A 13,642-nucleotide genomic window follows, 5' to 3' on the forward strand; every position below is an offset into this window, starting at 1 on the left:
CTTGAACGTCCACCGCTGGCCGCGAGCGCCGGCCCGGCTCCCGATACGCTGCTGTCGATCGAGGACCTGTCGGTGGAGTTCCGCTCCATGGCCGGCATGGTCAAGGCCGTCTCCGGCCTGTCGCTGCGGGTTGAGGCGGGGCGTACGGTCGCGCTGGTCGGCGAATCCGGCTCCGGCAAGACCGTCACCTCGCAGGCGATCCTCGGCCTGCTGCCGAAGAGCGCCGCGATCACCGCCGGCCGCATCCTGTTCCGCGATCCGGAACAGGGGATGGTCGACCTCGCGGCGCTGCCGCCGCGCAGTTCGCGCTTCCGGGCGATCCGCGGCCGCTCGATCTCGATCGTCTTCCAGGAGCCGATGACGTCGTTCTCGCCGCTGCACACGCTCGGCGACCAGATCGGCGAGGTGCTGGAGGTGCACGGTCGTGCCAGCGGCGCGGAACTGCGGGAGCTGACGCTCGAGACGCTGCGGCTGGTGCGGTTTCCCGATCCGGCGCGGGCCATGCGCTCCTATCCGTTCGAACTCTCCGGCGGGCTGCGCCAGCGCGCGATGATCGCCATGGCGGTGATCGCCCAGCCGGCGCTGCTGATCGCCGACGAGCCCACCACGGCGCTCGACGTGACGCTGCAGGCGCAGATCCTTAAGCTGCTGCGCGACATGCAGGCCGAGATGAAGATGGCGGTGCTGCTGATCACCCACGATCTCGGCGTGGTCGCCAATCTCGCCGAGGAGGTGGTGGTGATGCACCACGGCCGGGTCGTCGAGGCGGGCACCGCGGCGGACATCTTCAGCCAGCCGCAGCACCCCTATCTGGTCTCGCTGATGAAGGCGGTGCCGGATCTCGAGCCCGGCGAGGCGCGGCGGCTGAAACCGATCCGCGAGATCAAGGTCGATGCCCAGGCGCTGATGCGGCGGGGGGACGAGGCCGGCCAGGTGCCGCCCGGCGCGCCGCTGCTGGAGGTCAGCGGGCTCGGCAAGAGCTTCTCGCTGCGCCGCGACCGGCGGCTGCTGTCACGGGCGCCGGCCCGCACCATCCACGCGCTGCGCGATGTCTCGATCACGGTGAGACGCGGCGAATGCCTCGGGCTGGTGGGCGAGTCGGGTTCCGGCAAGACGACCCTCGCCCGGGCGATCATGGGCGCCGTGCCGCAGACCACCGGCTCGGTGGTGCTGCATGGCGGACGCGAGGGCAGGGTGGATCTGGCGACCGCGTCGCGCGAGCAGCTGTTCGAGGCACGGCGGCGCATGCAGTACGTGTTCCAGGATCCGTTCTCCTCGCTCGACCCGCGCATGACCGTCGGCGCGATCCTCGCCGAACCGCTGGAGATCCACGGCATCGGCACGGCCGGCGACCGGCGGCAGCGCGTCGAGCGGCTGCTCGCCGCCGTCGGGCTCGAGCCGCAATATGCCGGGCGCTACCCGCACAGCTTCTCCGGCGGCCAGCGGCAGCGGATCGGCATCGCCCGCGCCCTGGCGCTGGAGCCGGAGCTGCTGATCTGCGACGAGCCGGTGGCGGCGCTCGACGTCTCGGTGCAGGCGCAGATCCTCAATCTCCTGAAGGATTTGCAACGGCTCTGCGGCCTCACCTATCTGTTCATCTCGCACAATCTGGCGGTGGTGAACTATGTCGCCGACCGGATCGCGGTGATGTGCGACGGCGAGATCGTCGAGCTGGCGCCGCGTGAGGAGCTGTTCCATGCGCCGCTGCATCCCTACACGCGGACGCTGATGCAGGCGGTGCCGCATGCCGACCCGGCCCGGCCGCTGGATTTCGACCGGCTGCCGCCGGTCGGCCAGATCGGGCAGCGCGACTGGCCGGAGCCTTTCGCTGTGGTCGAGGGTCGCGACAGGAGGCTGCTGGAAGCGGCGCCGGGGCACTTCGTGCGGGCGGCCAGTCTCGATTTTCCCGCCGCGGCTCGCGCCGGCGCTGCCAGCGGAGCGTGAGATGGCGACGGGCGACCAGCTCGACGAGAGCATCTTCGGCTATGTCTGGCGCCATACCAAGCGCCAGCAGCTCTGGCTGTTCTTCGTCCTGGCGCTGTCGCTGCCGCTCTACTACCTGACGCTCGACCTGCCGAAGCGGATCGTCAACGGTCCGATCCAGGGCGAGTGGGCCGCCGGCGAGACGCAGCCGGTGTTCCGCTGGACCCCGACCCTGCCGGATTTCCTCGGCGGCGGCACGCTGAACCTGTTCCCGGGGCTCGAGCTCGACCGCTTCGGCACGCTGGTGGCGCTCAGCCTGACCTTCCTGTTCTTCGTCGTCGTCAACGGGCTCTTCAAGTTCTACCTCTCGAACTACAAGGGCCAGCTCGGGGAACGGCTGCTGCGGCGGCTGCGCTACGATCTGGTCGATCGCGTGCTGCGCTTCCCGACCGGGCGCTTCAAGCAGGTGCGCGGGCCCGAGATCGCGTCGATGGTCAAGGACGAGACCGAGCCGGTCGGCGGCTTCGGCGGCAGCGCCTTCGCCGATCCGGCGCTGCTGCTCAGCCAGGCGGCCACGGCGCTGCTGTTCATCTTCCTGCAGAATGTCTGGCTCGGCGGCGTCGCCGGCGCGGTGGTGCTCATCCAGCTGATCATCATCCCGCGCATGCGCCGGCGCCTCGTCGTGCTGGCGCGGGCCCGGCAGCTGACCGCCCGGCTGCTGTCCGGCCGGATCGGCGAGATCGTCGACAGCATCCCCTCGATCCGGGTGAACGACACGTCGAGCTGGGAACGGGCGGAGATCGGCGGCCGGCTCGGCCGCATCCTGCAGATCCGCACCGACTTCTTCCGCTGGAAGTTCATGGTGAACTTCATCAACAACCTGCTGGCCCAGACGACGCCCTTCATCTTCTATCTCGTCGGCGGCTACTTCGTCATCGTCGGGCGGCTGGACATCGGGCAGCTCGTCGCCGTCATCGCCGCCTACAAGGACCTTCCCGCGCCGCTCAAGGAACTCATCGCCTGGGACCAGTTCCGCGTCGACGTGCAGTCGAAATACGCCCAGATCACCGAGCAGTTCACCATGCCGGACCTGATCGACCCGGAACGGCAGAAACTGTCCCAGGAAAGCCCGCCGCACATCGAGGAGGGGATCGCCGTCGTCAGTCTGCGGATCGCCGACGAGGGGGGCAACGACCTCCTGGAGCCGACCAGCCTGCGGCTGGCGCCCGGCGAGGCGGTGGCGGCGGTCGGTCCGGTCAGCGGCGGCGGCGAGTACCTGGCCGACGCGTTGGTGCGGCTCGTCGAGCCTGCCGGCGGGCGGATCAGCATCGATGGCCGCTCGCTCGACCATCTGCCCGATTCCTTCGTCGGACGGCGCATCGGCTACAGCAGCTCGGGGCTCTATCTGGCGCAGATGTCGGTCCGCGACGCGCTCCTCTACGGGCTGCGCCATGCGCCGATGACCCGCGCCGGGCGAACCGACGGGGCGGAGACTGAGCGGCTTGCCGAAGCCTGGCGCTCGGGCGACGCCAGCGCCATCCCTCCCGACGACTGGATCGATTACGCGGCGGCGGGCGTCGAGGGGCAAGGGCAATTGTCCGCCAGGCTGGCGGAGATCCTCGATATCGTCGACCTGCGGATCGACATCGCCCGCTTCGGCCTGCGCAACCGGCTGCCGGCGGACCTTCCGGAGGCCATCGCGCCGCGGGTGCTCGCCGCCCGCGACCGGTTCCGCGAGCGGCTCGCGGAAGGCGGCGACGAGGATTATTTCGAGACCTTCGATCCCGAGCGCTATTCCGACTACGCCACGCTGGTGGAGAACCTGGTGTTCGGCATCCCGCTGCCCGAGGCGCTGATGGGCAACTCGCTGGCCGAACGCCCGCAGATGCGCGAGGTGCTCAGGCAGACCGGGCTCGATGCGATGCTGTTCGAGATGGGACGGCAGATCGCCGAGACCCTGATCGAGATCTTCGGCGATCTGTCGCCTGACAATCCGCTGATGGACAGCGTCGACCTGATGTCGCCGGACGAGGTCGACGATTACCGCACGGCGCTGCGCCGCACCGCCGGCGAAGGGCCGCATCCGGGCAAGTATCGCCGCGCCTTCCAAGAACTCGCCTTCGGCTATGTCGAGCCCAGGCACCGGCTCGGCCTGCTCGACGACCGGATCAAGGCGGCGGTGCTGGCGGCCCGTGCCCGCTTCCGCGAAAAGCTCGAGCCGGACCTTGCCCAGGCCGTGTCGGTGCATTCGCCGACCGCGCTCAACCCGGCCGCCAGCTTCCAGGACAACGTGCTGTTCGGGCGCGTCGTGGACCGCTACGCGGAGGCCGCCGCGCGGATCAACGAGGTGCTGGTCGCCACGCTCTACGACACCGGCCTTGCCGAGGTGGTGTTCGAGATCGGCCTCGACTTCGACGTCGGCAGCGGTGCCAAGCGGCTGTCGGGCGTGCAGCAGCAGAAGCTCGCCCTGGCGCGGGCTTTGCTGAAGCGGCCGGACCTGCTCGTCCTCAACCGGCCGCTCTCTGCCCTTGACGGGGACAGCCAGCAGGCGACAATTGCACGCGTCCTTGCCTCGCGAGAGGCGCTTGGCGTCCCGCGGCAGACGGTTTTCTGGGTCCTGAGCCATGCAGATCACGCGCGTTTCTTCGATCGGACCCTGGAATTTCGAGATGGCCGGATGACCATGATCGACGAGCGCGCCGCACAGCCGGTCGACGAACCGGCGTGACGTGATGGCGACCGCAACGATGAATCGAAGAGGTCCGAATTGACGCTTCTGAAGTCGGAAATCGATCTCTTGCGGTCCGTGCCGATCTTTGCCGGCATCGAGCCGGCGCGGCTCAAGCTGATCGCCTTCACCTCTGACTCGATCGCCTATCGCGCCGGGCAGGTGATCTGCCGGCAGGGGCAGCCGGGCGACGCGGCCTATGTGCTGGTCGACGGCGAGGCGGACGTGTCGGTGGCCACAGAGGCTGGGGACTTTCTGGTGGCGACGCTCGGGCCGGGCGACGTCGTCGGCGAGATCTCGATCCTCTGCGACACGCCGCGGACCGCCACGGTCACCGCCCGCACCGGCCTGACCGCCCTGCGGGTGCGCAAGGAATCCTTCCTGCAGCTGCTGAAGCAGTTCCCCGAGATCGCCGCGGAGGTGATGCGCGGTCTCGCCGACCGCCTGACTCACACGAACGAGGAGCTCGTGCGGGCGCGCAATCTGGCGGCGGCGAGAGGCGGCGAGGCTTGACCCGGTTCGAGCTGACGATCTGGGGCGCCCGCGGCAGCATCCCGGCGCCCGCCGCCGCCAATACCCGCTTCGGCAGCGACACGAGCTGCGTCGAACTGCGCTGCGGTGACCAGGTCATCGTGCTCGACGCCGGCACCGGCATCGTCGGCTGCGGCCGCAAGCTCTACAACGAGGGGGTGCGCGATCTCGATGTGCTGCTCACCCACTGCCATTTCGACCACATCATCGGCCTGCCGTTCTTCATGCCGCTCTATCACCCCGGCACGGCGGTGCGGATTCATGCCGGGCATTTCGAGGACAACACCACCTGCCGCAACATGGTCGAGCGCTTCATGTGCCCGCCCTACTTCCCGGTCACGCCGAAGCAGTTCGCCGCGCAGATCGGCTATTGCGACTTCCGGCCGCCGGACGTGCTCGATCTTTCCCCGCAGGTGCGCATCCGCACCGTGCGGCTGAACCACCCGAACGGCGCGGTCGGCTACCGGGTCGAATATGGCGGCCGGGCGGTCTGCTACATCACCGATACCGAGCACCGGCCGGGCGGCCGCGATGAGGCGATCTGCGACTTGATCGCCGGCGCCGACATCATGATCTACGACAGCATGTACACCGACGACGAATACCCCAAGTATCGCGGCTTCGGGCACTCGACCTGGGAAGAGGGCGTGCGGCTCTGCCGCGCCGCGGGGGTTCCCCGGCTCGTCGCCTTCCACCACGACATCTCGCGGACCGATACCTGGCTCGCCGATCTCGTGGGACGCGCGCAGGCAGTGTTTCCGGGCGCCCTGGTGGCGCAGACGGGCCTGACGCTCGACATCGCGGAACGGGTGAGGATCGTGGAGACGAGCTAGATGAGCCTGACCCGGCAGGTGGACGACTGGCTGCTGAAGGAAGCCCTCGGCAGGCCGCGGCTGGAAGACATTTTCGAGCAGCTGTGCCTGCGCCTCAACGGGATCGGCATCCCGATCGCGCGGGCGCGGCTGAACTGGCCGACGCTGCACCCGCTGTTCCGCGCCGAGATGATCAGCTGGCACCGCAACGATCCCTCGGCGGTGCTCGATCACTTCCACCACCAGGACTCCAACACCGACGCCTGGCAGCGCAGCCCGCTGCGCTACATGCTGGAGGCCAACCTGCCGGTGCTCCGGCGCCGGCTGGTCGGGCCGGGCCGCACCCTCGACTTTCCCCTGTTCGAGGAACTCGCCGCGGAAGGCTACACCGACTATCTGGCGCTGAGGACCGAGTTCTCCGAGCCGGGCATGTTCATGGAGGGGCGGCCGGGCGGCATCATCGTGATCTGGGCCAGCGACCGCGCGTCCGGCTTCACCGAGGAGGATCTGCGGGTCCTGCAGGAGATCCAGCAGTCCTTCGCGCTGGCCTGCAAGTCGATCATCCAGTCGCAGATCACCAGCAACATCGTCGAGACCTATCTGGGCCGGAAGGCCGGGCGCAGTGTCCTCAACGGCAACATCCGCCTCGGGGACGGCGCCACCACGCGGGCGCTGGTCTGGTATTCCGACCTGCGCAACTCGACCCGCCTGACCGGCAAGCTGCCCAGCGAAGCCTTCCTGCAGCTTCTCAACGACTATTTCGAATGCGCCGCCCGGCCGGCGATCCGTGCCGGCGGCGAGGTGCTCGCCTTCATCGGCGACGCCGTGCTGGTGATCTATCCGATCGACGGGCAGACCGACCCGGAGGCGCTGACCGCCCGGGTGCTGGACGCCGTCGGCGAGTCCTTCAGGATGCGCGACGAGGCCAACGATGTCCGCCGGGCCGCCGGGAAGGACCTCATCGAGTTCGGCATCGGCCTCAATATCGGCGACGTGGTGTTCGGCAATATCGGCGTGCCCGAGCGCCTCGCCTTCACCGTCATCGGCTCCACCGTGACCGAGGTGGAGCGGATCGAGAAGCTGACCAAGACGCTCGACACCAACGTGCTGGCCAGCGCCAATGTCGCCGCCCTGGTGCCGGGCCGCTGGTGCTCGATGGGCGAGCACATGCTGAACGGCGTCGAGCGGCCGATGGAACTCTTCACCCTCTGCCCGGAGATGCAGGCCGCACTCGGCCTTGCCGCGGCGGCCGAATAGCGGCCGACGATCAGTGGTGCGGGTCGACCGCGTCGCGCAGCCCGTCGCCGACGAAGCTGAAGGCAAGTACGGTCAGCACCACCGGCAGCATCGGCAGCAATAGCCAGGGATACAGCGCCACCGCCTCGATGTTCTGCGCCTCCGACAGAAGCACGCCCCAGCTGGTGATCGGCGGCCGAAGACCGAGGCCGAGGAACGACAGCGCCGTCTCGGCGAGGATCATCGTCGGGATCGACAGCGACGCCGAGGCGATGAGGTGGCTCATGAAGTTCGGCAGCAGGTGCCGGAAGATGATCCGCCGCGGCCGCGCCCCGAGCATCTCGGCGGCCACCACGAAATCCTCCTCGCGCAGCGCGAACAGTTTGGAGCGCACGGCGCGGGCAAGGCCCGGCCAGTCGAGCAGCGCCAGGATCAGCGTGATCCCGAAATACACCAGCAGCGGGCTCCAGGTGACCGGCAGCGCCGCCGACAGCGCCAGCCAGAGCGGCAGTTCCGGAATCGAGCGCAGGATCTCGGTGACCCGCTGCACGACCGAATCCACCCAGCCGCCGAAATAGCCCGCCGCCCCGCCGATGGTAATGCCGAGCAGGAAGCTGAGCGTCACGCCGACCAGGCCGACGGTAAGCGAGATGCGCGCGCCATAGAGGATGCGCGACCACATGTCCCGCCCGAGCCGGTCGGTGCCGAGCAGGAACAGCGTGCCGCCCTCGGGCGGGCAGACGAGGTGGGTGCGGGCCTCGACCAGGCCCCAGAAGCGGTACGCCTCGCCCTCGCAGAGGAAGCGCAGCGGCATCGGCCGGGCGGTGTCGGGCGTGTAGACGCGGCGCAGCGTGTCGAGGTCGAGCTCGTAGCGCAGCGGGTAGACGAACGGCCCGACGAAGCGGCCGTCGTGGAACAGATGCACCGATTGCGGCGGGGCGAAGATGTGGTCGGTATGGCGCGACTGCAGCTCGTAGGGCGCCAGGAACTCGATGAACACGATCGACACATAGCTGACGACCAGGAAGGCCAGCGACACGACGGCCACGCGGTGGCGCAGGAAGCGCCACCAGATCAGCCGGGCCTGCGAGGCGCGGGCATAGGCGCCGGAGACAATCGAGCCCTCGGCGACGGTCGCCTCCGGGTCGAAGCGCTCCTGCGAGACGAAATGCGGCAGGCTGCTCATCGCGGCGTGCTCTTGCCCAGCCGGATGCGCGGATCGAGCAAGGCGAGCAGCACGTCGGAGACGAACATGCCGACGACGGTCAGCACGGCGAGGAACATCAGGAACGAGCCGGCGAGATACATGTCCTGGCTGCGCAGCGAGGCCAGCAGCATCGGTCCGGTGGTGGGCAGCGACATCACCGCCGAGATGATCACCGACCCGGAGACGATCTGCGGCAGCAGCGTGCCGAGATCGGCGACGAACGGGTTGAGGGCCATGCGCAGCGGATATTTCAGCAGCAGCCGGCGCTCGGGCACGCCCTTGGCCCGGGCGGTGACGACATACTGGCGGTTCAGCTCGTCGAGGAGGTTGGCCCGCAGCCGCCGTATCATGCCGGCGGTGCCGGCCGTGCCGATGACCAGCACCGGCACCCAGAGATGCGACAGGACCGAGCCGATCTTGGCCAGCGACCACGGCTCGTCGATGAATTCCGGCGCCATCAGGCCGCCGATCGAGGTGCCGAACCAGACATTGGCGAGATAGAGCAGGATCAGCGCCAGCAGGAAGTTCGGTGTCGCCAGCCCGAGGAAGCCGAGGAAGCTGAGGCCATGGTCTGCCCAGCTGTACTGGTGCGTCGCCGAATAGATGCCGATCGGGAACGACACGAGATAGACGAAGACGATGGTCGCCGCATTCAGCAGGATCGTCATCGGCATGCGCTCGCCGACGATGTCGGCGACCGGCTGGTTGTATTCGAACGAGTAGCCGAGATCGCCCTGGAGCAGGCCGCCGGCCCAGACGAGATACTGCGCCCAGAGCGGCCGGTCGAGGCCGTATTCCTCTCGCAGGAAGGCGATCTTGTCGCTGCTGACGGTTTCGCCCTGGGCCTGCAGCTCGGCGATGTAGCTGGTCAGGTAGTCGCCCGGCGGCAGCTGGATGATGACGAAGACGATGATGCTGATGGCGACCAGCGTCCAGGCCATGGTGACGAGACGCCCGCCGAGATACCGGATCACGAGGGGTTGCCCGCCACTGCCACGGCCGCGCAGTCGAAATAGAAGCCGTCGGGATTGTAGATGCCGAAATAGGCCCCCGGGTCGTAATTGTAGACGCCGCGCGCCGGCACGTTGTTCAGCCGGTTGGAGACGACCACGACCTGGTCGACCTCGGTGACAACGCCGATGGTGAAGACCTCGTCGGCATTGATCGCCAGCATCTTCTTCCAGATCGCCGTGCGCTCGGCCTCGTCGAGCGTCTCCTCCCATGCCTGGCGCAGCGCGATGAGCTCCCGGACGCCGGCGAGGGCCGCGATGTCGCCGGGCGCTTCGCCGCCGGTGCCGCCGGTTTCCACCCACATGCCGTAGCCCGGCCATTGCAGCTGCTCGGCGGTCGCCGGCGCCAGTTCGCGCGGATCGGTGGCGGGGGTGGGCAGGCCGTTGTCGAGCCCGCTCCACACCGACATCAGGGTGGAGCCCGCCTTGACGCGGTTGCGGAAGATCTCGCGCTGCGCCTCGCGGGTCAGAAGGTCGATGCCGATCTTGCGCCAGTCCTCGCGGACGAGTTCCAGCACGTCGCTCTGCTCGCTGCTTTCACCTGCCGTCTCCACGACGATCCGCATCTCGCGTCCGTCCGGCAGGCGCCGCAGGCCGTTCGCGCCGCGCTCGAGCCCGAGGCCGTCGAGCAGCGCGTTGGCGGCGTCCGGCTTATAATCGGCCCAGCGCGTGCGCAGCGCCGGATCGAACAGCCTGGATCCGGGCAGGATGGTGTTGGCGGCCGGCTCGGCCAGCCCGTAGAAGATCGCCTTGTCGATGTCGTCGCGATTGATCGCCAGCGATAGCGCTCGCCGGAAGTCGGCGGTTTGCAGGAGGCCGCGCCAGACCGGATCCGTGGCATTGAGATTCGGGAAGAGCGCGATGTGCGAGCCGCGGCCGGAGCGCCAGCGGCGCACCGTGTAGTCGCTGCGGGCCTCGCCGCGCTTCAGGAACGGGTAGTTGGGGAAGGCGAGGTAGGCGGCCTGCAGGTCCGCCTCGCCGTTCGCCACCTTGGCGGGGATCAGGTCCGGGTTGGCGATGGTCAGCGACACCTGGTCGATATAGGGGAGCTGCCGGCCCTCCTGGTCGACGCGGTGGAAATAGGGGTTGCGCTCGAAGATCAGCCGCTCCGCCGGCGGCTCGGTGGCGAGCTTCCAGGGCTGCACGGTTGGCAGGTCGGGATTGTCGTTGCGCTGGCCGCGGTCCTTGTTGAAATGCAGTGCCACCCAGTTGCGCTGGCCCTCCTTCTCGACCGTCTCCTCGAGGGTTTCCGGGTCCTGGTAGCGCTCGTGGAACTGCTTGAGGTAGTGGGCGGGCCGGAAGATCTCGAGCGGCGTCGCCGCCGCCAGCGAGGCGAGGAAATTCGGGTTCGGCCGGCTCCATTCGTAGCGGACCTCGTAGGGGCCGGGGAAGCTGACCTGGGGTTCCTCGCCATCGACGAGGAGCTCGACCGGCACGCCGAATTTGGCGATCGCCGGGTTCTTCGCCATGTCCTCCCAGAAATAGCGGAAATCCTCCGAGGTGAACGGCGCCCCGTCGGACCAGCGCATGCCGGGGCGCAGGTGGAACTCGAAGACGCGCCCCTCGGTGACGTCGACGGCCGCGGCGATGTCCGGGACGATGTTGTAGTCGGTGTCGTAGCCGACCAGGCGGGCATAGCCGAACACCGGCAGGGTTCGGGTGTCCTTGGCGCTGCCGCCCAGCATGCGCAGGGTGCCGCCGAGCTGGTCGGCCGGGCAGGCGCTCTGGATCGGCATGACCCGCGGCAGCGACGGCAGGCGCTCGGCGACCGGCGGCAGGCTGCCCGCCGCGACCGCCGCGGCAAGCCCCGACGTCTCCACGGGACCGGCGCCGGCAGGCGCGGCGAGGGCGAGGCAGAGCGACAAGGCAACGGCGACGGGTCGGCTGCCCGGCCGCCGCGACGATCTCGCCCCTGTCCCTTCCCGCATGGCATCGTCCCTGTCATGTGGCCACACAAGCAGTTAGCTGCGAGCGCGGGTCGATTGTCAATCGACCGGATGCGGTGCCGGCGCTGACAAAACCGCCGGGTTTCCCGGGATGGGCACGACTTGCGGCGAAGGCGGCAATTCGCCTAGATGCCGGCCTTGCCCGGCCAGCCAGCGTAGGGCAGGGGACGCGTTGATCGAACCGGAGGCCCAGGTATTGGATGATCGGGCGCATCCCCTCAGAGGGCGCATCGCCACCCTCGTAAAAGGCTATCCGCGCCTGTCCGAGACCTTCATCGCCCAAGAGATCGCCGGGCTCGAGGCGCGCGGCATCGAGCAGCTGATCGTGTCGCTGCGGCAGCCGGCGGAGGGACAGCTGCATCCGGTGCATCGCCGGATCCGCGCCGAAATCCTCTATCTGCCGGAATATCTGAAGGACGATCCGGAGCGCGTGCGCGCCGGCCGCGCATTCGCCGAGGCCCAGCCGGGCTACGCTGAGGCGCGCGCCATCTTCGAGGCCGATCTCGCCCGCGACAGGACGGCCAACCGCTATCGCCGCTTCGGCCAGGCCTGCGTCCTCGCCCGCGAACTGCCGGACGACGTGCGCTGGATCCACACCCACTATCTCCACACCCCGGCGTCCGTCGCCCGCTACGCGGCGGCGATCCGCGGCGTCGGCTGGTCGTTCTCCGCCCATGCCAAGGACATCTGGACCAGCCCCGACTGGGAGCTGCGCGACAAGCTCGCCTCGGCCGCCTTCGGCGTCACCTGCACCAGGGTCAATCTCGACCACCTGCGCGGCCTTGCGGCGGAGCCCGAACGCGTCGAGCTGGTCTATCACGGCCTCGACCTCTCCGAGGTGCGGCCGCCGTCGTCTCACGAAAGGAAGGGGCCGTTCCGCATCGTGACGATCGGGCGCACCGTCGAAAAGAAGGGCTTCGCCGACCTGGTGCGGGCGCTCGGCCGGCTGAAGGACCGCGACTGGCATCTCGACCATGTCGGCGGCGGCCCGCTGACCGGCAAGCTGCAGGCGCAGGCGGCGCGCGCCGGGATCGGCGAGCGCATCACCTGGCACGGCTCGCGCGAGCGGCAATACGTCTTCAGGCTCCTCGCCCAGGCCGATCTCTTCGTCTTGCCCTCGCGCATCGCCCGGTCCGGCGACCGCGACGGCATGCCGAACGTCCTGATGGAGGCGCAGGCGCACCGCCTGCCGGTGGTCTCCACCCGCATCTCGGCGATCCCCGAGCTCGTCGAGGACGGCGTCACCGGCCTCCTGGTGGAATCGCGCGACCCGGCGGCGCTGGCCGCGGCGATCGCGCGGCTGATGGACGAGCCGGAACTCGCCGCCGCGCTCGCCGCCGCCGGCGAGGCGAGGGTGCGCGCCGCCTTCTCGCCGGAGCCGGGCATCGACCACGTCGCGTCCCTGCTGCGTGCCGCCGCTTCCTTTCAGGCCGCGTGAGCCGGGCGCTCTTCCCCCGCTCCGCCGCCGGGCTCGATGCGGCGCGGGACGCCGGATGCCGGATCGCGCTCTGGTGGCGCGACGACGACGCGCGCGCCCCCGGCGCGGCGCTCGACCGGCTGCTCGACCTGCGGCGCGCCGCGGCTGTGCCGCTGGCGCTGGCGGCGATCCCGCAAGGCAGCGGCCCGGCGCTGGCCGAGGCGGTCGCCGGCGAGGCGGGCATCGCCGTCCTGCAGCACGGGTTCAGCCACGCGAATCACGCGCCGGCCGGCGAGAAACGCGCCGAGTTCGGCGATCATCGGCCGCGGGCGGCGATGCGGCAGGAGGTTGCCGCGGGCCGGGACGTCCTCGCCGCGCTGTTTCCCGGGCGGTTCCTGCCGGTCTTCGTGCCGCCCTGGAACCGTATCGGCGCCGGGTTCCGCACGGTGCTGCCGGGCCTCGGCCTGCCGGTCCTCTCGGTGTTCGGCGCCGCGGACGCGGGCGCCACGCCGCGGCTGGTGAACACCCATCTCGATATCATCGACTGGCGCGCCGGGCAGGCCCTGACGGCGGAGGATGCCGACGCGCGCCTGGCCCGGGAGATCGCGTTGCGCATCGCCGCCGGACCGGGATGCGAGCCGATCGGCCTCCTCAGCCATCATCTGCAGCACGACGAGGCCGCCTGGACCCTGCTCGCCGCCCTGCTCGACCTTCTGGCGCCCGAGCCGCCCGTGATCGCCTGGCCCGCCCTGCCGTCGCTTCTCGCCCCGCCGCCGCGGTAGGCCGGCCACCTCGTGGCCTGCCGCGCCTCCGGGCGCGATCGGGCCGGGAG

Annotated in this window: 10 protein-coding genes; 7 read left to right on the top strand and 3 right to left on the bottom strand. The window is 69.5% G+C overall.

Going from position 1 to position 13,642, the window contains the following annotated elements; translation table 11 throughout:
• Positions 1–87 precede the first annotated feature (87 nt).
• Genes LXB15_RS20610 through LXB15_RS20630 form a run of 5 tightly spaced genes read left to right on the top strand, consistent with a single transcriptional unit; the run spans position 88 to position 7,251 of the window.
• Entirely contained in the window at positions 88–1,944 is a 1,857-nt protein-coding gene (locus LXB15_RS20610; RefSeq protein ID WP_233953273.1) for an ABC transporter ATP-binding protein, read from the top strand.
• 1 nt (position 1,945) lies between these two features.
• Positions 1,946–4,651, top strand: a complete 2,706-nt coding sequence (locus LXB15_RS20615; RefSeq protein ID WP_233950215.1) for an ABC transporter transmembrane domain-containing protein — start codon at positions 1,946–1,948, stop codon at positions 4,649–4,651.
• Positions 4,652–4,690: 39 nt separating this feature from the next.
• On the top strand, positions 4,691–5,164 hold the full coding sequence (locus LXB15_RS20620; RefSeq protein WP_233950216.1) for a cyclic nucleotide-binding domain-containing protein: 474 nt from the start codon (positions 4,691–4,693) through the stop codon (positions 5,162–5,164).
• Entirely contained in the window at positions 5,161–6,015 is an 855-nt protein-coding gene (locus tag LXB15_RS20625) for an MBL fold metallo-hydrolase (RefSeq protein ID WP_233950217.1), read from the top strand. Before LXB15_RS20620 ends, LXB15_RS20625 begins: the two co-directional genes overlap by 4 nt.
• Positions 6,016–7,251, top strand: a complete 1,236-nt coding sequence (locus LXB15_RS20630) for an adenylate/guanylate cyclase domain-containing protein (RefSeq protein WP_233950218.1) — start codon at positions 6,016–6,018, stop codon at positions 7,249–7,251.
• Positions 7,252–7,261: 10 nt separating this feature from the next.
• Here LXB15_RS20630 and LXB15_RS20635 read toward each other — a convergent pair whose 3' ends face one another.
• Genes LXB15_RS20635 through LXB15_RS20645 form a run of 3 tightly spaced genes read right to left on the bottom strand, consistent with a single transcriptional unit; the run spans position 7,262 to position 11,375 of the window.
• A complete protein-coding gene (locus tag LXB15_RS20635; RefSeq protein WP_233950219.1) occupies positions 7,262–8,416 on the bottom strand; it encodes an ABC transporter permease in 1,155 nt (384 codons plus the stop codon).
• Positions 8,413–9,411, bottom strand: coding sequence for an ABC transporter permease (locus LXB15_RS20640; protein WP_233950220.1), 999 nt, complete (start codon positions 9,409–9,411; stop codon positions 8,413–8,415). Before LXB15_RS20640 ends, LXB15_RS20635 begins: the two co-directional genes overlap by 4 nt.
• Entirely contained in the window at positions 9,408–11,375 is a 1,968-nt protein-coding gene (locus tag LXB15_RS20645; RefSeq protein ID WP_233950221.1) for an ABC transporter substrate-binding protein, read from the bottom strand. The genes LXB15_RS20640 and LXB15_RS20645 overlap by 4 nt, the downstream gene beginning before the upstream one ends.
• A gap of 190 nt (positions 11,376–11,565) precedes the next feature.
• Here LXB15_RS20645 and LXB15_RS20650 point away from each other — a divergent pair, with 190 nt between their 5' ends.
• Complete coding sequence (locus LXB15_RS20650) at positions 11,566–12,831, top strand: glycosyltransferase (protein ID WP_233950222.1); 1,266 nt, start codon at positions 11,566–11,568, stop codon at positions 12,829–12,831.
• A complete protein-coding gene (locus tag LXB15_RS20655; protein WP_233950223.1) occupies positions 12,828–13,592 on the top strand; it encodes a polysaccharide deacetylase in 765 nt (254 codons plus the stop codon). Before LXB15_RS20650 ends, LXB15_RS20655 begins: the two co-directional genes overlap by 4 nt.
• Positions 13,593–13,642: the final 50 nt, after the last annotated feature.

Source organism: Aurantimonas sp. HBX-1 (assembly GCF_021391535.1).
Lineage (GTDB): Bacteria > Pseudomonadota > Alphaproteobacteria > Rhizobiales > Rhizobiaceae > Aurantimonas.

Bases quoted from the DNA above. Each gene is read 5' to 3' on its own strand.
- LXB15_RS20630 (WP_233950218.1), top strand. From the start codon at position 6,016: ATGAGCCTGACCCGGCAGGTGGACGACTGGCTGCTGAAGGAAGCCCTC.
- LXB15_RS20645 (WP_233950221.1), bottom strand. From the start codon at position 11,375: ATGCGGGAAGGGACAGGGGCGAGATCGTCGCGGCGGCCGGGCAGCCGA.
- LXB15_RS20635 (WP_233950219.1), bottom strand. From the start codon at position 8,416: ATGAGCAGCCTGCCGCATTTCGTCTCGCAGGAGCGCTTCGACCCGGAG.
- LXB15_RS20615 (WP_233950215.1), top strand. From the start codon at position 1,946: ATGGCGACGGGCGACCAGCTCGACGAGAGCATCTTCGGCTATGTCTGG.
- LXB15_RS20610 (WP_233953273.1), top strand. From the start codon at position 88: ATGGCCGGCATGGTCAAGGCCGTCTCCGGCCTGTCGCTGCGGGTTGAG.